A 20,079-nucleotide genomic window follows, 5' to 3' on the forward strand; every position below is an offset into this window, starting at 1 on the left:
TTATTTATACTGAGTATATTATTACTTGTCCTAAAAACGTCCACCCTTCAAGGTAGGGGAACAACTTTTTAAGCCTGAACTACTACTCCGTATATTCTATTTTTTCTTCTTTAAATAGCACTGCAAATATCACAAATACTGCTGCTGCAAAAATTGCTGGGAATATCCATACAGAGTTCCAATCGTGACCTTCACCTACAATGTTTGCATCTGTTATTTTTCCTGCCACATAAAAACCTACTAACATCCCTACACCGTAAGTAGCAAGTGTGATAAGTCCTTGAGCGGCACTTTTAATTTTTGGTCCAGCTTTGCTGTCTGTATAAATCTGTCCAGATACGAAGAAGAAATCATAACAGATACCGTGAAGTACAATCCCTGTGATAACCATAAAGAATAAATCTCCAGTGTTTCCGTAAGCAAATAATAAATAACGTAATGTCCACGCTAACATTCCTACGAGGATAGTCTTCTTAAACCCAAACTTCTTAAAGAAGAAAGGAAGTAATAACATAAACACTACCTCAGATACTTGACCAATAGAAGCAAGGGCTGTAGATTTTTCTACTCCAGATTCCGTAAGGAACGGACTTAAGTTTTGGTAGTAAAATGCAAGTGGAATACAGATAAGTACAGAAGAAAGGAAAAACACTAAGAAATTTCTATCCTTAAGTAAACCTAGCGCTTCAAGACCTAAAATATCTTTGATAGCAACTTTTTCTCCTTTTGCACTTGGTGGTGTTTTAGGAAGTGTAAAACTAAAAACGCCTAATACTGCCGAAGCTATAGCCGTCATCACAAATGTATTCTTAAGCATGCCTGATGCAATAGAATCTTGTGAATCCCATCCAAAAGCAAAGCTGATTAACAATCCAGCTACAATCCACCCTATTGTTCCCCATACGCGTATGAATGGAAAATCTTTTGAAGGATCTTTCATTTGATTAAACGCAACGGAATTTACAAGTGCCAGTGTAGGCATATAAGCAATCATATACCCTAAAACATAAGGGTAAAAGACAGCCGAGTCTGTTGCTTGAGACATCATATACATTAATGCAGCGCCAATGATGTGAAGTACACCTAGTATGCGCTCTGCATTAAAAAATCGATCTGCAATAAGACCTATAATAAATGGTGCAATAATAGCACCCCAAGATTGTGTTGAGAATGCTGCTGCAATTTCTCCTCCTTCTGCATTCAGGTTATTGCCCATGAATGTGCCTAAGGTTACAAACCAGCCTCCCCAAATAAAGAACTCGAGGAACATCATAAAAGATAACTGGAATTTAGTAGTTGATTTCATAGGGTTTATTTAAGGTTGTCTATTGATTTTTGAACTAGTGCTTTAGTAAGAGCGATACCTTCTTTTGGATCTTCCAGTGGCCCTTCATATTCAGTACCTACATATCCTTCAAAACCACTATCGGCAACGATTTGCATTAATCGTTGGTAGTCTAATTTTGTCTCATTACCATTTTCATCAAAGTTATATGACTTTGCAGACACTCCTTTTGCATACGGCATCATTTCTTCTATTCCTTTATAAGTATCATATTCTAACACACAAGGAGCGCTCCAGCGTTCTCCACCTTCGCGTTTTACACAAAAGTTTCCAAAATCAGGTAAGACACCTATTGTTTCCATATTAACCTCTTTCATCACAGCAATAAGCTTTTCTCCATCGCTTGACCATCCTCCGTGGTTTTCTATGATTACGTTTACACCTACTTCTTTACCGTAAGCTCCTAGCTCTTTAAGAGATGCTACAGATAGAGCATGCCATTTTACAGGATCTAGCTCTCCAAAGAGATTTGCTCTTACCGAGTGTGCTCCCATAAGTTTTGCTGCATCCATCCATATTTTGTGATTTGCAATAGCTTCTTCTAGTTTTTTAGGGTCTGGATCTGCTAGTTCACCAGCGTGATCAACCATAATAAGAACGTTATCCATACCTGCAGCAGTTGCCTTATCATTAAGGTCGTTTGCAAGTTTCATTACACGTTCTTTATAATCTGTCCCTACTTCAGCAACAGATGGATATAGTTGTGTCACATATTCTACTCCGGTAAAACCAAGATCTTTGGCAATTTGCGGGAATTCCATCGGGTCCATAGTACCATCTTGAAACGGTTTGTGAAGTGACCATTGAGCTAGCGAATGTTTGAAAGTTGGAGCTGTTTTTTGAGAATTTTCAATTTCTGCTTTCGCGGAAGCGTTATCACCCTCTTTTTTTTGATCTGTTTTACAAGAAAAGAGTGTAAATGCGCATAAAAATGCTCCTAGAAGATATTTTTTCATAATATAATTTAATTGGAGGGTAGAACTATAACGTTTTCGCCCGTGAATTACTGTTAAATCTAGTGTTTGACTAAGGTAACCTTTTTCTCATATTAACAAAAAACAACTTAAAATTTATATATTTGGTAAACTACATCACAATTTTTTTTCATTAATACAATATATAGTGAACACAGCCAACGAAAACGAAATGTACGACGCAATCGTCGTAGGCTCAGGAATCTCCGGAGGATGGGCAGCAAAAGAGTTATGTGAGAATGGTATGAAAACGCTTGTTTTAGAGCGTGGTCGTATGGTTAATCACATTGAAGACTACCCTACTATGCATAAAGACCCTTGGGACTTTGAGTTAAAGGGTAATAATAGTGTAGAAGTAGAGGCTCGTTATGAGAAGCAAGCTCGTACGGGTTATGTTCATAAAGCAGAGAGTCGTCACTTTTTTGTAGATGATGTAGATCATCCTTATAATGAGACAAAACGTTTTGACTGGATACGTGGATATCACGTGGGAGGTCGTTCTATTATGTGGGGACGCCAGAGTTACCGTTTATCTGATATTGATTTTGAAGCAAATAAAAAAGAAGGCATAGCTGTAGACTGGCCAGTGCGTTATAGCGATATTTCTCCTTGGTATGATAAGGTGGAAGAGTATATCTCTGTTTCTGGAGAGAGTCTAGGTCTTGAAGTATTACCTGATGGTAAATTCTCACCTCCTATGGAACTTAACTGTGTAGAGGAAGTACTTAAGAAAAACATGGCCGAAAATTACAAAGACGGTCGTTTACTTACTATTGGGCGTGTTGCGCACATTACAGGAGCAAAAACTTATGATGGTCGCTCTGCTTGCCAGTTTAGAAATCGCTGTGTGAGAGGATGTCCTTTTGGAGGGTATTTCTCAAGTAACTCATCTACTTTACCAGCTGCCGAGCGTACAGGAAATATGACGTTACGTCCATTTTCTATCGTAACAGAAGTGGTGTATGATGATAAAACAGGGAAGGCAACTGGAGTAAAAGTTACCGACCAAGAGACCATGGAGACTATGGAGTTTAAAGCAAAGACCGTTTTCCTTTGTGCTTCTGCAATTGCCTCTGCTAGTATTCTTATGAACTCTAAGAGTGAGCGTTTTCCTAACGGGATGGGTAATGACTCTGGAGAGCTAGGACACAACTTAATGGATCACCACTTTAAAGCAGGAGCAACTGCAAAGTGGGATGGTGATAAAGACAAATATTACAAAGGACGTCGTCCTAATGGGTTATATATTCCTCGTTTTAGAAACATAGGCGGAGTAACAGATCAAAAAACCTTTAAGCGTGGTTACGGTTATCAAGGTGGTGCAGGTCGTGGTGATTACCAACCACAAATTGCCGAAGCAGGATACGGAGCAAAGCTTAAAGAAGAGATTCAAAAACCAGGAGGATGGACTATGAGTCTTATGGGCTTTGGAGAATGTCTTCCTTACCATGAGAACAAAATGACGCTAGATTATAATGATCTTGATAAATGGGGACAACCTAAGGTAAACTTTGACGCAGAGTGGAAAGAGAATGAGTGGGAAATGCGTAAGGATATGATTGCAAGTGCAAAAGATATGCTTAAAAAGGCTGGATTTACAGATATCCAGACTATGGATGATCCTAGTGCTCCGGGTAACGGAATACATGAAATGGGTACGGCTCGTATGGGTCGTGATCCTAAGACATCAGTTTGTAACGGTAATAACCAGTTGCATGCTGTTCCTAACGTTTATGTAACAGACGGAGCGTTTATGACCTCTGCAAGTTGTGTAAACCCATCACTCACATATATGGCTTTTAGCGCACGTGCTGCAAATCACGCTGCTGCTCAAATCAAAAAAGAAGCGTAAGATGAATAGAAGACAATTAATAAAGAACTTAGGATTAGGTGGAGTAGCACTTGTTGCAACACCTACGATATTGAGCCTTTTACAAAGTTGTAAAGCAGATGGACCGGTGTTTGAGCCTGTATTTTTAAGCAAGTCTCAAGGTAAAGCATTGCGCCATATGGTAGATCTTATTATTCCTTCTGACGAGATGATCCCAGGAGCGGTAGATGTAGGTGTACACAAGTTTATAGATACTTACTGGAATCAAGCAGTAGATGCAGAAGGTAAAACGCAAATTCTAGCAGGGTTTGACGCACTTGCAAATAGATTGCAAGACGCCTCTGGAAAGACATTTGAAGATGCCGAAGCAGAAGATTATGATGCCTTACTCACAAAGTACCTTAATGCATCTCAAGAAGAACAAGCTATTTACAATAAAGGTTTAGGTGAGTTTTATCAAGTTTACGAGAATGACAAGACGGTAAAAGTAGATCCAGATGCTGGTTCTTTTAGCCTTTTAGGAAATATAAGAGGAATGACTATATGGGGATGGAAAGCCTCAGAAGAAATAGGAGAAAATGTACTCGCTTATGAGCCTATTCCAGGTAAACAAGTAGGTTGCTTACCACTAGAGGAAGCAACAGGAGGAAAGACATATTCTCTATAAATTACACCAGATGTAATTAATAAATGGAATGCTATAAATGACAATATTGTAATAGCTATACACTAGCAATCATTGCAAGAATATTAATAAGTTATGGACAGAAGGAAATTTATACAAAAAGGAGCTCTCACGGGTTCCTTTTTAGGTTTAGGTAGTATTGGGGTAAACGCTATGGTTAATGGGATGGGAGATGTTTCCGCTTTCGCGAAAGCGAAAAATGGAGCACACTCTTTTAATCTCAACTATGCTCCACATGTAGGTATGTTTAAAGAGCTCGCTGGAGAAAATGTGATCAATCAGCTCAACTTTATGGCAGATCAGGGATTTACCGCCTTCGAAGATAATGAGATGCGCAACCGTCCCATTGCCGAACAAGAGGCTATGGCACTTGTTATGAAAGAACGCGGGATGACTATGGGAGTTTTTGTAGCTCATAAAATATACTGGACAACACCTCATCTAGCGAGCGGAAAGCAAGAATGGAGAGAAGAGTTTCTAGGTGATATTAAGAAATCTGTTACTGTTGCCAAACGTGTAAATGCAAAGTGGATGACAGTCGTACCTGGTCATGTGGATATGCGTCAAGACATGGCATATCAAACGGCAAACGTGGTAGAGACTTTAAAACAAGCTGCGGCCATTCTAGAACCACATGGAATTGTAATGGTGCTTGAACCACTCAATTTTAGAAATCACCCAGGACTCTTTTTATCTAAGTCACCGCAAGCATATCAAATTTGTAAAGCAGTAGATAGTCCGTCGTGCAAGATTCTATTTGATATTTACCATCAGCAAATTCAAGAAGGAAACCTAATCCCGAACATAGAACAGTGCTGGGACGAGATTGCTTATTTCCAGATAGGAGATAACCCGGGGCGCAATGAGCCTACTTCTGGAGAGATTAACTATAAAAATGTATTTAAATACATTCATAGCCGCGATTTTAAAGGAGTTTTAGGAATGGAGCATGGCAATAGTATAAAAGGGAAGGAAGGCGAGCAGCTTGTAATAGATGCGTATGTGGAGAGTGATCTCTTCTTATAAATTATTTTTTAAAATAATACAATCAGAATCTATACGTTTGATAACGGAGTGTGTAGGATTTACTACTTTTACTCAAAACCCTAGCAGATGAGTTCATCCTTTGAGAAATACCAGAAACGACGATTAATTACCTCCTATTTTTCGGTGGTGATTAGTATTGCTTTGGTGCTATTTCTACTGGGAATACTAGGATTACTAGTGCTTAACACCAAAAAAGTAGCCGACTATTTTAAAGAGACTATTGCAGTAGGTGTTTACTTTAAAGATGGAGCAAGAGATGTGGAGATGAAGCAGCTTGAGAAGTCTTTATCACTGGCAGAATACACAAAATCTATACAGTTTGTATCAAAAGAAGAAGCTGCTGAAGCACATAGCGAAGCTTTAGGAGAAAATTTTGTAGACTACCTTGGAGAAAACCCACTACAAAATAGCATAGATTTATACCTTAATGCAGATTACGTGTCAGCAGAGAAAGTATCAGAAATTGCTGCAGAGATTGCTTCTAAAAACTTTGTTGAGGAAGTGACGTATGACAAGCCGTTAATCTCACTTCTTAACGACAACATTAAGAAAATGAGCCTGTGGATTCTTATTATCTCAGGGATATTCACTTTTATAGCAGTGTTGCTTATTAATAGTTCTATACGATTATCCGTGTATGCTAAGCGTTTTACCATAAAAACCATGCAGATGGTTGGAGCAACAAAGAAATTTATACGTAGGCCTTTCGTTTGGAAAAGCGTGCGCTTAGGGATTATAGGAGCGCTTATAGCCATTGCAGGGATGGCTGGAGTATTGTATTATGCAAACAAGACTTTTCCTCAACTCACATTACTTGATGATCCACTACTATTAGGAGCACTTTTTGGAGGTGTATTTATGATGGGTATCGTGATTACTTGGTTTAGCACCTTTCTTGCAACACAACGTTTCTTAAATTTGCGCACAGACGAATTATACTACTAGCAGTATAAAAGTATTACTATGGGAGAACAAAAACGTAAAGAAGTCATTAAACAGGAAACCGAATTTATCTTTGGTAAGAAGAACTTTACCTGGATGCTTATTGGACTTGGTGTGATTGCCTTAGGCTTTATACTAATGTCTGGTGGTGGTAGTGACGACCCTAATGTTTTTAATCCTGAGATCTACTCATGGAGACGTATACGTCTAGCACCTGCTGTGATTCTCATAGGTTTTGGTATAGAAGTATATGCGATACTACTTAACCCTAATAAAGGGAAGTAACACTTGCCCCTTATAACGACAATCTTATCTTTGCGGTTATGGATAACTTAGACGCATTAATCCTTGGTGTCATTCAAGGACTCACAGAGTTTTTACCAGTTTCTTCTAGTGGTCATTTAGAACTAGGGAAGGCAATCTTAGGAGACACTTCTGTCCCAGAAGAAAGCTTGATGTTTACCGTTGTTGTGCACTTTGCCACGGCACTTTCTACCATCGTAGTTTTTAGAAAAGATATTGTAGAAATTTTGAGCGGATTGTTTTCATTCGAGTGGAATGAAGAAACACAATTTTCGGCAAAAATCGTGTTATCCATGATTCCTGCAGTAATTGTAGGGCTGTTTTTTGAAGAACAGCTAGAAGCGCTTTTTGGAGGAAATATCATGCTCGTAGGCTGTATGCTTCTTGTAACTGCGGTGCTATTATACTTCGCAGATAGAGCAAAAGACACTCAAAAGAATGTTACTTTTTCAAATGCATTTATAATTGGCGTCTCTCAAGCAGTGGCAATGATTCCTGGTATTTCTCGCAGTGGAGCAACTATATCTACCTCTGTGTTATTGGGTAATGATAAGAGCAAAGCAGCGCGTTTTTCATTTTTAATGGTGATTCCGCTTATTTTTGGGAAGATTGCAAAAGACCTTATGGATGGAGCGCTTACCACACAAACGGGTAACGTATCTGTACTAGTAATAGGCTTTGTAGCTGCCTTTGTAGCAGGACTTGTAGCTTGTACGTGGATGATTAAACTTGTTAAGAAAAGTAAACTCTCTTGGTTTGCTATTTACTGTCTCATTGTAGGAGTAATTGCAATAGGATTTTCCATCTATAATCAAGCTTAATACGTTTTATCTCTAGTTCTCGTCTTCTGATGTAAAGTGAAACATTGAATACTGTAATTCAATAGCTTCAGTATGGTTTGCAGCTGGATTATAGATTCCAGCCTTAAGATAATATCCATTTGCAATACCATTATCTTCTATCCAGTTTGTGCCTACCTCAGGGCTATAAGTATCATCTATAAGCGTTTGACCTCCCTGGGCTACAATAAGATGTACAACACCATTACCTTTTTCAATAATGATTTTTAAAGGCTCAGCATTATAGTTTGCACCATTGACAAAAGAGTAAAAATCTTTATCAAATTCTGTATCACTCGAGCTTACTTCTGGATCTCTTCGTACGACAGTTTCTAGTTCATCATTATGCAATTCAAGTCTAAAAAAAGGCTTATTAGAACTACCACCTCTATTATGAACCTGCGCAATGGTTATTCCTTCTGTAGGAATATCTAAGTATACTGCTTCAAATTCCATGCGAGATGGTGTTGTTAATGGACCTTCTGAGGATTGTTTAAACTCGGTTCTTCTTCCTTTTTCTAGTTGGCACTTCAAATTCAAAATGGTTCCGTTATTAGAAGAATAAAAATACTCGTCATCTGGCTGTCCACTTTCAAAAATGTCATCGAGATTTTCATCGTCTGTATCACAAGGTCCAGGTATACAACCACCCGTATTGAAACTATTTTCTATAACTAAATTTGGCTCAAATGAGAAGGCCTCGGTGTCTAGAGCATTGGCTTCATCTGTTGTACCATCGTCATCTGTTTCATCTGTTGGTGTAACTACAGGAACAGTAACTTCTACTGCATCATCAGACGACCCATCATTAGATGAACATTGCGTGCACATTAGGATTAAACCTACTAAAACAATAATTCTTTGCAACTGGGACATATTTTATTTTAAAGTATATCTCTTATTTATTACGGAGATAAGGAGGTGATTTCTTATAAAAATATATCATTAAACCACAATAAGAGTATTTTGATATCATAAAAAGCATAATAAGTTATGCGTGATATTTCTAGTTAAATAGCATTATCTTGATAACTTTGCCTCTTAGTCCCTAACAAAACCTACAAAACCAAGCTGGCTATGCTTACAGATCAAGATTATAAAGATGGGCAAGTACTCATTTTTGATAAACCGCTAGAGTGGACCTCGTTCCAGCTGGTTAACAAAGTGCGCTGGCTTATACGTAAGAACCTTAATATTAAGAAGATTAAAGTAGGTCATGCGGGTACGTTGGATCCTTTGGCAACGGGTCTTATGATTATTTGTACGGGGAAGTTTACAAAGCGCTTACACGAGTTCGTTGGGCAAGAAAAGGAATATACGGGCACCATTGTTTTAGGTGGTACTACGCCTAGTTATGATCTTGAGACAGAAGTAGATCAAACTTTTTCTACAGAACATATTACTGATGAGGATATTTACGCTTTCGCGAAAGCGTACCAAGGAAACATCATGCAACGCCCGCCAGTATTTTCTGCACTCAAAAAGGAGGGGAAACGCTTGTATGAATTTGCACGAGCAGGAGAAGAAGTAGATATTCCTAAACGAGAGATTAATATCTCATCTTTTGAAATCACACGTATTGCAATGCCAGAAGTAGATTTTAAAGTGCGCTGTAGTAAAGGAACATATATTAGATCGCTAGCATTTGACTTTGGCGAAGGACTCAAAAGTGGAGCTCACTTAAGTGCGTTGAGAAGAACCAAAATAGGTGATTACAACGTAGATGATGCACAGTCTCTTGATGGATTTATAGCCGAAATTACAGCTGGTTCCACGGAGGAATAATTCGTGAAACGCTGTTATTAGGCGATTGACCTATTTTTCTTTTATTATTTTAGTTCTTTATGAAGATTTCTCATTCTGATAAGGCTTTACTAATTACCGTTACGGGGGCAATTTTACTTGTGCTCGTTTTTTTCTTTCTGGGAGTAAAACCATATCAAGGAGAGATAGAGGAGTTTATAGAGATTCCTGTAATTACTGAGGAGGTAGTAGAGGAGCTTCAAGAGCAACAAGAAGATCAAGTTCAAGAGCGTCGTATTTCAAAAACGAACCAAGCCTACAATACCGCTCAACTTAGGGAGGAAAATAGAAGCTTTCAAGATAACGACGAAATTAGAAAAGCAATAGAAGCTCAACAGCAGAATAGTGTAGAGCAACTTAATGACGACTATGAGGCTAAGCTTAAGGCACTTCAAGAAGCTAGAGAAGGTAATCTAGAAGCAAAAAGAGAAGAGGTACAAGCGGCTATAGATGCTCGAGAAGCTGCACGTAATAAGAAAAAGAAAAGTGCTTATAGACATAGTACGGTTTCTTACGATCTAGTAGGCCGTACTGCAATAGTTTTACCTAATCCTGTGTATACCTGCGATGCTTACGGTAAAATAGTAGTGAATATCACCGTAAACGATAAAGGAACTATCATTGATAAGGATTATAATAAAAGTGCCTCTACAAGCTCAAATGGATGTCTCATAGATCAGGCAATGGAGTATTTAACAAGAGCTTACTTTGATAAAGGAAATAAAGCCACACAATTAGGGAGTGTGACTTTTGATTTTCAAGGGTAAGAGCTTACTTAAGTAGTTTAAGTAAATCTTGGGCAGTTCCTTGTCCTTTGTCTTTATTATACCACACTTGTAAATCTTCTTTAAATTCTGGCGTTAACTTACCGTGGGCTTCCTTATAGTCATTAACCATTTTTGTAGCCTCAGATGGACGTGGCCCCCAGTCTGCTATCACTTCATTTGTGTCGCTATTTACAGCGATAAGTCTCGGAATAGAACGTCCTCCATTATATAGAAACTGATCCATAAGATCAAGATTCTCATCTCTAAGAACAACTTTAAATTTAATGTTAGGGTTGAGGTCTGCAAACTTTTGCATCATAGGCATCGTTTGAGCAGCGTCACCACACCAGCTCTCTGTAAGTACTAGCCAGGTTACATCTCCTTTAAAATCTTTTATTTGTTGCTGTACATCATCAGAGAGCTTGAGTGTCTTGTCTAGACGTTTCATGCGCTTGTGATTAAGCATTGTATAGTTATGTAGCGCCTCTGTCACTTCTGGACCTGTATTAGTTCCTTCTAGGGCGTGAGTCTCTGTAAGTACTCTATAATCTTGATATGAAATAGCCTGAGAGAGACCCTCTGCTATTAATTGTGTTCTTGTTTTTTCCATTGTTTCCATAGCACATATGTCGTGAGCTCTGCTACAAACTTACTATCTTTCACCTTAGAATCCCAAATGATCAATGATGACAAAAAACAAATGCGGTTGGTGTGTAGGTGATGATCTCTATGAAGCTTATCATGATAATGAGTGGGGAACTCCTTTGAGAGATGAGGATTTACTTTTTGAGTTCCTTGTATTAGAAACATTTCAAGCGGGATTGAGTTGGATTACTATTTTAAAAAAGAGAGAAAACTTTAGAGTAGCCTTTGATAACTTTGACTACAAGCGTATTGCAGCTTATAAAGAAGATAAAATCCAGTCATTATTGCAAGATGCCGGCATTATCAGAAATAAATTAAAAGTGCGTGGTACAGTCACAAATGCTAGGCTATATATGGAGATTCAAGAAGAGTTTGGGAGTTTTTCTAAGTATCTCTGGGCTTATGTAGATAATACTCCTATCCAAAATGAGGTGCAGTCGTACAAAGAAGCACCAGCAAATACTCCGCTGAGTGACGCCATATCAAAAGACCTAAAAAAACGCGGATTCAAATTTGTGGGAAGCACCATTATCTATGCATTCATGCAAGCTATTGGTATGGTAAATGACCACGAAGTAAGCTGCTTCAGATATAATAAGGTGCAGTAGGGACGCAAGGCATTGCGTCCCTACTGTAGATATTCAAGAAATAAATCTCTCGGAATCTCTGCGGCACCTAAGCTCGCTAGATGGTCTGTATACATCTGGCAATCGATGAGGTGGTAATTTTCTTTTTCTAGCTTTCGCGAAAGCGTAATAAATCCCACTTTACTGGCATTGCTCATGGTTGCAAACATGCTTTCTCCACAAAATATTCCCTTCTCCTTAAGATCTATTCCATAAAGACCTCCGACTAATTTTTCATCATGCCAAACCTCAACAGAGATTGCATGACCTAGTTCGTGTAGTCTGAGATATGCATCTATAATATCATTAGTAATCCACGTGCCGTCTTGACCGTTGCGTTTAATGCGTTTACAAGCAAGTATGACTTCTAGAAAATTCTGGTTATAGGTAACTATAAATTGATTGTCACGTAACACCTTACGCATAGATTTTGATACGTGTACATCACTAGGTTTTACTACCATACGTGGGTCCGGTGTCCACCATAAAATAGGCTGTCCCTCATTATACCAAGGAAAAATGCCAGAATTATAAGCAAGCAATAACCAGTCTGTAGTGAGATCACCACCTACCATAAGTAACCCTTCCTCGTCTGCCAGATGATGTTCTGGAAACCAAGGTTCATTATTCCAATGTTGATCTTCTGGGAGTAAAAGCACGAGTATAATTAATAGCTATACACAAAGATAACTAGGCTTTGCTTCTATTAAAAGTATCAATTAACTTAAAATTTCTTCTTGTATGCCACACATAGCCTATTGCAAGTGGCGTGTAAAGTGCAATAATTAAGGCGATATAGGTGATGTCTGTGAGAAAGTAGTAGGCAGAAGATAATATTACAACACCTACAATTGCAACCTCCAAAACCGCATGACGTATGCGTTTTGAGAGTTTTGCTTTAAGCTGGTTTATAGTAAAGGTGGTAGTGACCCCGCATCGGGTACATTTTTTTGAAATGCTTGGACCTATTTGTTTTGAGAGTTCTGTGCGTGTATCCGCAAGAACATTTAGGCTCAAGTGGTTATGGCAACTTTTACAAACTCCGTATACAATCATAGGTTGATAAAGGTGTAAAAATAAAGAACCCAAAACAAGTTAATTGTTTTGGGTTCAAAAATCAATACGTTGACCTTTATCGTCTTAAAATGGTAGATCGTCGTGATCGTCACTATTAAGGTTTGTTGCAGGCTCAAATGAATCTGCAGGAGGCATAGGAGGAAGTGGTTGACCACCACCTGCATTTTCAGCAGCTACATTCTCAATGCGCCATCCTTGGATAGAATTAAAATACTTAGTCTCACCTTGTGGATTTACCCACTCGCGTCCTCTTAGGTTAATGCTCACTTTTACGTTTTGACCAACAGCATAGTTGTTCAAAAGATCTGTTTTATCTTGTACAAACTCCACCATAATGTGCTGTGGATATTGCTCTTCTGTCGTTACGACAAGTTCTCTTTTTCTAAAGCCGTTGCTCCCAAATGTTTGAGTCTCACCGACCATCTTTACTTTACCTTGTACTTCCATCGCGTTCAATTATTAGGGTGTAAATTTATGAAAATCCTAGCGTTTTGCGAGCAGAACTCTCCACGCATTGTCCACATTTTTTTTATCTAAATATTCCTTTGCTAGTTTATGCACTGTTTCCTCACTTGCTGTAGCAAGATTTGTTCTTAAATCTTCATGCTGTTTTATAAAGTCAGAAATCTCATCTTCGGTAGGTAGCTGCTCTACATTACCTAACATACCTAAGTCGTTACCAGTGAGTATCGTACTATTTCTTATTTCTTGAGGGATCATATCCACCCCTATACCTGTTCTCAAAACTGGTTTAGGCACTTCAAAAAGTCCATCTTTTGCTCTACTATACCAGTTTGCACCCATTCGTGAGACTTGATCTATCTTGAGAGGATCTATCGCTCCATGAGCATCTAATACCTCCTCATTAATATGCATTTTTAAAATCTCGCAAATTACAAGATTTCCCGCGCCACCTTGATCACCTAGTGGCTTTACCTCAATTACTTTACACTCAAACTGTACAGGAGCCTCTGCAACGCAAGGAGGTTGCACCATCTCAGATGGTTTTTCAGTAAGTCCAGACTTTGTAAACTCGTTTACACCTTTTGCATAAGCCGTACTTGCCAGTGACATTTGCTGTACCATTGCATAGTTTACAATGTTTACAGTACATTCAGGTACTTCAAGTACGTTATCTAGCGTGTGTTTTGTGGTGTTATCACGACCACTTCTAGAAGGGGAATACACAAGAATAGGAGGATTTGCCCCAAAGACATTAAAAAAGCTAAAAGGAGCAAGATTTACTTTACCATTCTTATCTACAGTACTTGCAAATGCAATAGGACGCGGTCCGACAGCACCTGTAAGGTGAGCAAATAATTGTGGAACTGGAATTTCTTTAGGATCTATCGTGAGCATACATATTGATTTTAAAAGTGTATCAAAAATAGGAATTCTTTGAGGGTATTAATAACGCTTTCGCGAAAGCTTAACAAGAACCTCTATAGCGCTGCTTGAAAAGGTATCTAGCAGCTCTATTAGTAAGGTTTTGTATGACGCATTTAAAAACCACTTATAAATATAGGGGTGTAAGCCCTTGTAAATTAACGCCATTATATCCCTTAGGGACCCATAAATCTGGTTCATATTTGTAATGTATTAATCACTTAAAAAGATATGTCATGAATACAAATACGGAAGAGTGGGGACTTCTAGAAGAAATTTTTCAAGATGAGGAATTTGATGTTTCTTATTTCTCAATAGAGTTTCCAGATGGAAGCTCATATGAGTACCAAGGATAGATGATAAGCCACTATACATTGTTTTGAGTTGCCTTTATATAGGCAATTAAGACCTGCTATTGTTTGAGGGAACAATAGTAGGTTTTTTTATGCTCCTTTTTTTAATAGGTATTTAACCTATTGACAAATAGGTTTTTATAGATGGAGGTAGTTGTGTTATTAAGCCATATTTGTACAAATTAATCTTTTAAACTAATTATTATGAATGACAATTATGCAATCGACACAGCTTCAAGATTTGGAGATATTCCATTTGTAGAGTTTACAAAAGAACTAGTTACAGGTGTTTTTGATTCTTTAGTAGAAGCTCATATTCTACAAATGGAAGAGTATGCAGCATTTGTATCTTCACTTACAGATGATTTATCTACTTATATCAACAACACAAAAGACGACGTTAGTTTTGATCAAATATCTGAGTTTGTACTAGCTTATGACCTCCCTGAACCAGACGCCACCGCCATAACAGAACACTTGGATAAATTACAACCTCCCAGCGCACCTGGAGCACCAGCCGCTGCAGATAAGCCAGCAGTTGACGATAAATGGTGGGGAGGTCTTATTAATGCACTCGCTCCAGTAGCAACAGGACTTGTAGATAAAATTAACGATCCTAGTGAAATGCAAGGTCTTGACGCGCTTAATAAATATAATGAAAAAGTGCTTGAGGGAGCCGAAGCTATCGCAGATCACCTTCCCACCTATAATGAGATAAACGATGCTATTGCTTCACTCATTGCTTCAAACAAGTATGGTCTGTTACAAACCATAGCAAAGCAAGGTGTAATGCGATTAGTAGTAACTGAAGGAGAAATAGAGACTAAGATTACTTTTTCTACCTGGAATAATAGTACTTCAGGGAGTAGTAGCGGCTATAACCAAAAAGCAAAGATTAAGACCAAAGCAAAGGATGTGAGAGGTGGGGGAATCATCGGGATTTTTAGATCAAAGAGAAAAAGAAAAAATGTGAGTAGAACTGTTACTGTAAACACAGCAAAGTCGTATCAAAGAGATTCTAGTGGAACTAAAGTTGACATCTTTGGACGAGTACTAATCAAGTTCAAAACGGATTATGCTCCATTAAACGGATAGGATATGGAAAATTTTAGCGAAGTAGGTTTAGGATTTTCAGAATTTGTGGGGCAGCTGTTACAAGAAACATTTGACGCTACCCTTTCCGCTCAAAATCACCAACTGGAAAAATACAGAGAGCTTCAAGAAGCATTAAATCTTTCATATGATGCCTTTAAAAAAGATTACCTCAACGAAGAAATGATAGCTGATAAAGAGCTTGCTCAATTTGGAGCGCTTATTGAAAATCTAGGTGTAATTACAGATGATCAATTAAGCTATCTTGAAACTCAATTTGATAGTCTTAAAGGGATTGTGTATCGTGGTAAATTGACTAAGGACGGTGTTCAAAAGGTTAAAAACCTCACGATAGAAAATCTTGTAGATGAATATAAAGGTTCTATTGAGTTACTCCTTAATAGAGCTGAGTCTACCCAATTAGTTGTTGATTCTGGAGAAATCAAAGCAAAGCTTGAACTTTCTAATTACTATCAAGAGTCTCAAGTTTCTAAGCCTATCCTTGCTAAAAAAATGAAGTCAAAAGTTGAAGCTAAGGATATAGTAATAGGCAAAGGCGATATAAAATCAATTGTAAATCTTGAAGCAACTCCAATTTCTATCAAAGGAATTTCTATTAAAGAGGTATTCGATTCTGAGCGAAATACCAAGGTTATTATGGTAGATAAGGCAGCAATGATTGAAAAAGGATCTATAGGAGCTTCCATTCCTTCTGTTAGAATTATTGCAAGGCCTGCTAGTACAAAAAGTGCTAGTAGTAATGCTACATTATATAGTGAGGTTACAATAAGATTTAAAACGGTGTAATAATGGAAGAAATCATACACGAACTTAAATATCTTGTGAATCTCGCAAGATACCTTCCGTTAGAAATTACTGACATCAGTATATTATTGCCCGACGGAACTCTAATTATTATAAAGTAACCTATTTGAATCGGCTATGTTAGGAATAACAATAGCCGATTTTTTGTGCACTATTTTTTCATAACTTTAAAACACAAAATAAAACAACACAACCTATGGATATTTTTAATAAAATTAAAGAGAAACTCAGTAATGAGTTTATAGATATTGTCGAGTGGTTAGACTATACAGATGACACCATTGCTCACCGTTTTGAGCGCTATCAAAATGAGATAAAAAATGGTGCAAAGCTTGTTGTACGTGAAGGACAGACGGCAGTGTTTGTAAATGAAGGCCAACTGGCAGATGTTTTTACACCAGGAACATATGACCTGACTACTCAAAATTTACCAATATTATCTACTATTAAAGGTTGGAAATATGGCTTTAACTCTCCATTTAAAGCAGAAGTTTATTTTGTAAACACACACTTATTTACAGACGAAAAGTGGGGAACTAAAAACCCAATTACATTAAGTGATGACCGTTTTGGACTGGTTGAGATTCGTGCTTTTGGAACCTACGCCTTTAGAATTGCAGATGCTGGAAAGTTTATCGTAGACATCGTAGGGACAGATAACAACTTTACTAATTTTGAGATTAATGAGCATCTCAAAAGTCTCATTGCAACAAGATTTACAGATACGGTAGGAGAAGCAAATCTTCCTATAGAGCTGTATGCTGCAAATACGTCTGAGCTTTCTGATACGTGCCAAGAGGTAATGAAGCCAGAGTTCATGTCTGTAGGTATTTCTCTTGAGAAGTTTTACATCGAGAATGTGTCGATGCCAGAAGACCTCAAGAAAGAAATATTTGAATACAGTCGTCTGGATAAAATAGACCTAGATAAACTTACTAAGTTCAAAACCGCAAAAGCAATAGAAGCTGCAGCTATTAATGAAGGTGGTACTGCAGGAGCAGGAATGGGAATGGGAATGGGCTTTGTTCTTGCGCAACAAATGGGCGGAATGATGTCTCCACAAATGGGAGGACAACAACAAGCACAACCCCAAATGAATCAAGGAGGAATGATGCCTCCACCTATGCCAGCCGCAGTACAATATTTTTATGCTGTAAACGGTGCGCAACAAGGACCCGTAGGTATCGATCAGCTCAAGGCTTTATTTGCAAACCGCACTATCAATAAGGAGAGTCTTGTGTGGAAACAGGGAATGGCTGCATGGACTGCATTGCAAGAGGTGGAAGAGCTTAAGTCTTTCTTAGGAGGTAACACACCGCCGCCGTTACCACAATAATATTTTATAACTAAAACTTTTTGAGGTGCGTATTTCTACATACGCACCTATTATTATTCCTATATGGAAGAAACACCCATTCATAAAACTGAACTTAAAAAGGCATGTATCAATTGTGGTGCAGAGCTTAAGTATAAGCCAGGTACAACGTCTATTACCTGTGAGTACTGCGGGCATCAAGAAAAAATATCACTTGAGACCAGTAAGTTTGAAGAACTAGAGCTTTATCCTTATTTGGATAAAATGGGAGATCAAAAAAACAGCGAAGAAATCTCAATGCTTCACTGTAAAAACTGTGGGGCAAACCAGCATGTAGAAGAGCATTATAAGTCCCTGCATTGCGTGTATTGCAGTATGCCGCTCATACTTGAAGATATGCGTAAGGAAGACTGGATCTTGCCAGGAGCTGTATTGCCATTTCAAATAGATCAGGGTGCCTCGTTTACTATTTTTAAAAAGTGGGTAAATGGGTTGTGGTGGGCTCCTAATAAATTAAAGAAAGCTTCACTAGATCCACAATTTACAAAGGGACTGTATTTACCTTACTGGACCTTTGATGCGCAGCTTGCTGCAAACTATACTGGCCAGCGAGGGGAGTACTACTATGTAACAGAAACCTATCGAGATAGTAAAGGAAAAACGCAATCTAGACAGGTGCGAAAAACGCGATGGTATCCTGCTTCTGGCAGTGTATCTGGATTTGTAGATGACACCTTGGTAGAAGCCTCAAAACAACGAGCAGGAAGAGTTCCTTCTAAAATTGCTAGATGGGATCTTAAAAAATTACAACCCTTCAATAGCGGATTTTTATCTGGTTTTGTGACAGAAAAATATACCATTCCTCTTAAAGATGGTTATGGTAAATCTCGTGATGTTGCAAAGCAAATAGCATCTACGTGGGCAGCTAGAGACATAGGTGGTGATACACAACGAGTGTCATCTATAGACATGAAGCTTGCAGAAGAGACGTTTAAACACATTTTATTACCTGTTTATGTGAGTTCATACCGCTATAACGGTAAGGAATATAACTTCTTTGTTAATGGAGAAACGGGAGCACTCTCTGGAAAACGACCATATTCATTCTGGAAGATTTTCTTTGCGATACTAGCGGGTCTTATTATGATAGGAGTTATTGTTATGCTAGCAAATAATGGCTAGCAGTAATGTAGATTATTAACTAACTCATGAGCTATGTAGTTTCTGTTTCAAAAGTCAACTATGGATGATAACCAACATAAAAATTTAACTTGGAGTGATTTTACTAAGGTAGAAATGCGAGTAGGCACCATCTTATCTGCAGAGGTATTTGCAGAGGCTAGAAATCAATCCTATAAAATGGTTGTGGACTTTGGTGAGCACGGTAAAAGAAAAACATCTGCACAAATCACTCAGTTATATACTACTCAAGAACTAGTGGGAAGGCAAGTGGTTGCAGTCCTTAATTTTCCGCCTAAGCAAATTGCAACGATGATGAGTGAGTGTCTCGTTTTGGGAGGTTTGGGCAATGATAAGGATGTTATTTTAATAGCTCCAGATAGAGAAGTAGCAAATGGCACTCAAATAGGTTAATGACTTTTAACTTCCTCAAAACAAGTGTAGACTATTAGTTGAGGTCATTATAAACCTTTGTTAAAGATGATGTTATATGCTGTTAATATCGCTTTCGCGAAAGCGTAATCTAATTACTTTTACTTCATATTAACAGCAGCGATAAGGACATGTTCTTGTCGTTTTAAATTACCAATTATGAAGTTTACAAGGAAAGCAAGCGCCCATTGGGCAGGAAGTGGGAAAGAAGGTAAAGGATCAATATCAACAGAAAGTACTGTATTAGATAAAGCACAATATGCATTTGGGACAAGATTTGAAGATGGAGTAGGAACCAACCCAGAAGAGCTTATAGGTGCAGCACATTCAGGATGTTACACGATGCAATTAAGTTTCTTATTAAATGAAGAAGATTTTGTTGCAGAGAGTCTTGACACAGACGCTCACGTAACTTTTGAAGACGGCGAAATCACCACAATTAAGTTAGTAACCAAAGGTAAAGTGCCAAATATCTCAAAAGAGAAATTTGAAGAGATTGCTCAAAAAGCAAAGGAAGTGTGTCCACTCTCTAAGCTTATGAAAGCAGAAATCACACTAGACGCTACACTATTATAGAAAACAACTGTTTACAAAATGAAAGTCCGCTATGAAA

23 protein-coding genes are annotated in these 20,079 nt (G+C 38.1%); 15 read left to right on the forward strand and 8 right to left on the reverse strand.

The window, feature by feature from the left end:
* Window positions 1–82: 82 nt before the first annotated feature.
* The gene (locus tag ACJJVU_RS02195; protein ID WP_405221800.1) at window positions 83–1,306 is read right to left on the reverse strand and encodes a nucleoside permease; all 1,224 of its coding nucleotides are present in this window, start codon (window positions 1,304–1,306) and stop codon (window positions 83–85) included.
* 5 nt (window positions 1,307–1,311) lie between these two features.
* Window positions 1,312–2,301, reverse strand: a complete 990-nt coding sequence (locus tag ACJJVU_RS02200; protein ID WP_405221803.1) for a sugar phosphate isomerase/epimerase family protein — start codon at window positions 2,299–2,301, stop codon at window positions 1,312–1,314.
* Window positions 2,302–2,491: 190 nt separating this feature from the next.
* Here ACJJVU_RS02200 and ACJJVU_RS02205 point away from each other — a divergent pair, with 190 nt between their 5' ends.
* From ACJJVU_RS02205 to ACJJVU_RS02230, 6 genes are all read left to right on the forward strand, one after another.
* Window positions 2,492–4,171 (forward strand): GMC oxidoreductase, encoded by a 1,680-nt coding sequence (locus ACJJVU_RS02205; RefSeq protein WP_298323861.1) that lies wholly within the window; start codon window positions 2,492–2,494, stop codon window positions 4,169–4,171.
* 1 nt (window position 4,172) lies between these two features.
* Entirely contained in the window at window positions 4,173–4,817 is a 645-nt protein-coding gene (locus tag ACJJVU_RS02210; protein ID WP_405221806.1) for a gluconate 2-dehydrogenase subunit 3 family protein, read from the forward strand.
* 93 nt (window positions 4,818–4,910) lie between these two features.
* Window positions 4,911–5,861: a hydroxypyruvate isomerase family protein gene (locus tag ACJJVU_RS02215; RefSeq protein WP_405221809.1), complete on the forward strand. Its 951-nt coding sequence runs from the start codon at window positions 4,911–4,913 to the stop codon at window positions 5,859–5,861.
* 87 nt (window positions 5,862–5,948) lie between these two features.
* The gene (locus tag ACJJVU_RS02220; RefSeq protein WP_405221811.1) at window positions 5,949–6,827 is read left to right on the forward strand and encodes a cell division protein FtsX; all 879 of its coding nucleotides are present in this window, start codon (window positions 5,949–5,951) and stop codon (window positions 6,825–6,827) included.
* 18 nt (window positions 6,828–6,845) lie between these two features.
* The gene (locus ACJJVU_RS02225) at window positions 6,846–7,109 is read left to right on the forward strand and encodes a DUF3098 domain-containing protein (protein WP_013750750.1); all 264 of its coding nucleotides are present in this window, start codon (window positions 6,846–6,848) and stop codon (window positions 7,107–7,109) included.
* Window positions 7,110–7,147: 38 nt separating this feature from the next.
* Entirely contained in the window at window positions 7,148–7,948 is an 801-nt protein-coding gene (locus tag ACJJVU_RS02230) for an undecaprenyl-diphosphate phosphatase (RefSeq protein ID WP_405221814.1), read from the forward strand.
* A gap of 12 nt (window positions 7,949–7,960) precedes the next feature.
* Here the strand turns inward: ACJJVU_RS02230 and ACJJVU_RS02235 are convergent, their stop codons facing one another.
* Window positions 7,961–8,833, reverse strand: a complete 873-nt coding sequence (locus ACJJVU_RS02235) for a hypothetical protein (RefSeq protein WP_405221817.1) — start codon at window positions 8,831–8,833, stop codon at window positions 7,961–7,963.
* Window positions 8,834–9,043: 210 nt separating this feature from the next.
* Here ACJJVU_RS02235 and truB point away from each other — a divergent pair, with 210 nt between their 5' ends.
* Together truB and ACJJVU_RS02245 are read left to right on the forward strand one after the other, a co-directional pair.
* A complete protein-coding gene (gene truB, locus ACJJVU_RS02240; protein ID WP_405221820.1) occupies window positions 9,044–9,751 on the forward strand; it encodes a tRNA pseudouridine(55) synthase TruB in 708 nt (235 codons plus the stop codon).
* Window positions 9,752–9,810: 59 nt separating this feature from the next.
* Window positions 9,811–10,536, forward strand: a complete 726-nt coding sequence (locus ACJJVU_RS02245; RefSeq protein ID WP_405221823.1) for a hypothetical protein — start codon at window positions 9,811–9,813, stop codon at window positions 10,534–10,536.
* Between the two features lie 4 nt (window positions 10,537–10,540).
* Here ACJJVU_RS02245 and ACJJVU_RS02250 read toward each other — a convergent pair whose 3' ends face one another.
* The gene (locus ACJJVU_RS02250; RefSeq protein WP_405221826.1) at window positions 10,541–11,155 is read right to left on the reverse strand and encodes a thioredoxin family protein; all 615 of its coding nucleotides are present in this window, start codon (window positions 11,153–11,155) and stop codon (window positions 10,541–10,543) included.
* A 67-nt stretch (window positions 11,156–11,222) separates the two neighbouring features.
* Between ACJJVU_RS02250 and ACJJVU_RS02255 the strand changes: the two genes are divergently transcribed.
* Entirely contained in the window at window positions 11,223–11,789 is a 567-nt protein-coding gene (locus ACJJVU_RS02255) for a DNA-3-methyladenine glycosylase I (protein ID WP_405227438.1), read from the forward strand.
* 20 nt (window positions 11,790–11,809) lie between these two features.
* On the opposite strand, the gene aat is transcribed toward ACJJVU_RS02255, so the two are convergent.
* From aat to ACJJVU_RS02275, 4 genes are all read right to left on the reverse strand, one after another.
* The gene (gene aat / locus ACJJVU_RS02260) at window positions 11,810–12,466 is read right to left on the reverse strand and encodes a leucyl/phenylalanyl-tRNA--protein transferase (protein WP_405221829.1); all 657 of its coding nucleotides are present in this window, start codon (window positions 12,464–12,466) and stop codon (window positions 11,810–11,812) included.
* Window positions 12,467–12,497: 31 nt separating this feature from the next.
* Complete coding sequence (locus ACJJVU_RS02265; protein ID WP_405221832.1) at window positions 12,498–12,863, reverse strand: hypothetical protein; 366 nt, start codon at window positions 12,861–12,863, stop codon at window positions 12,498–12,500.
* An 84-nt stretch (window positions 12,864–12,947) separates the two neighbouring features.
* The gene (locus tag ACJJVU_RS02270; protein WP_298323566.1) at window positions 12,948–13,331 is read right to left on the reverse strand and encodes a DUF3127 domain-containing protein; all 384 of its coding nucleotides are present in this window, start codon (window positions 13,329–13,331) and stop codon (window positions 12,948–12,950) included.
* 36 nt (window positions 13,332–13,367) lie between these two features.
* Window positions 13,368–14,243, reverse strand: coding sequence for a flavin reductase family protein (locus tag ACJJVU_RS02275; RefSeq protein ID WP_405221835.1), 876 nt, complete (start codon window positions 14,241–14,243; stop codon window positions 13,368–13,370).
* Between the two features lie 584 nt (window positions 14,244–14,827).
* Here ACJJVU_RS02275 and ACJJVU_RS02280 point away from each other — a divergent pair.
* From ACJJVU_RS02280 to ACJJVU_RS02305, 6 genes are all read left to right on the forward strand, one after another.
* Entirely contained in the window at window positions 14,828–15,718 is an 891-nt protein-coding gene (locus ACJJVU_RS02280; protein ID WP_405221838.1) for a hypothetical protein, read from the forward strand.
* Window positions 15,719–15,721: 3 nt separating this feature from the next.
* Window positions 15,722–16,522: a hypothetical protein gene (locus ACJJVU_RS02285; protein ID WP_405221841.1), complete on the forward strand. Its 801-nt coding sequence runs from the start codon at window positions 15,722–15,724 to the stop codon at window positions 16,520–16,522.
* Window positions 16,523–16,736: 214 nt separating this feature from the next.
* A complete protein-coding gene (locus ACJJVU_RS02290) occupies window positions 16,737–17,876 on the forward strand; it encodes an SPFH domain-containing protein (RefSeq protein WP_405221844.1) in 1,140 nt (379 codons plus the stop codon).
* Between the two features lie 63 nt (window positions 17,877–17,939).
* Window positions 17,940–19,037, forward strand: a complete 1,098-nt coding sequence (locus ACJJVU_RS02295; RefSeq protein WP_405221847.1) for a DNA helicase PriA — start codon at window positions 17,940–17,942, stop codon at window positions 19,035–19,037.
* Between the two features lie 60 nt (window positions 19,038–19,097).
* Window positions 19,098–19,448 carry a tRNA-binding protein gene (locus tag ACJJVU_RS02300; protein ID WP_405221850.1) on the forward strand — a complete coding sequence of 117 codons (351 nt, stop codon included), beginning with the start codon at window positions 19,098–19,100 and terminating at the stop codon, window positions 19,446–19,448.
* A 177-nt stretch (window positions 19,449–19,625) separates the two neighbouring features.
* Entirely contained in the window at window positions 19,626–20,042 is a 417-nt protein-coding gene (locus ACJJVU_RS02305; protein WP_298323579.1) for an OsmC family protein, read from the forward strand.
* The last annotated feature ends 37 nt before the right edge of the window (window positions 20,043–20,079 follow it).

This window comes from Dokdonia sp. Asnod1-B02, from assembly GCF_045063955.1.
GTDB lineage: Bacteria > Bacteroidota > Bacteroidia > Flavobacteriales > Flavobacteriaceae > Dokdonia.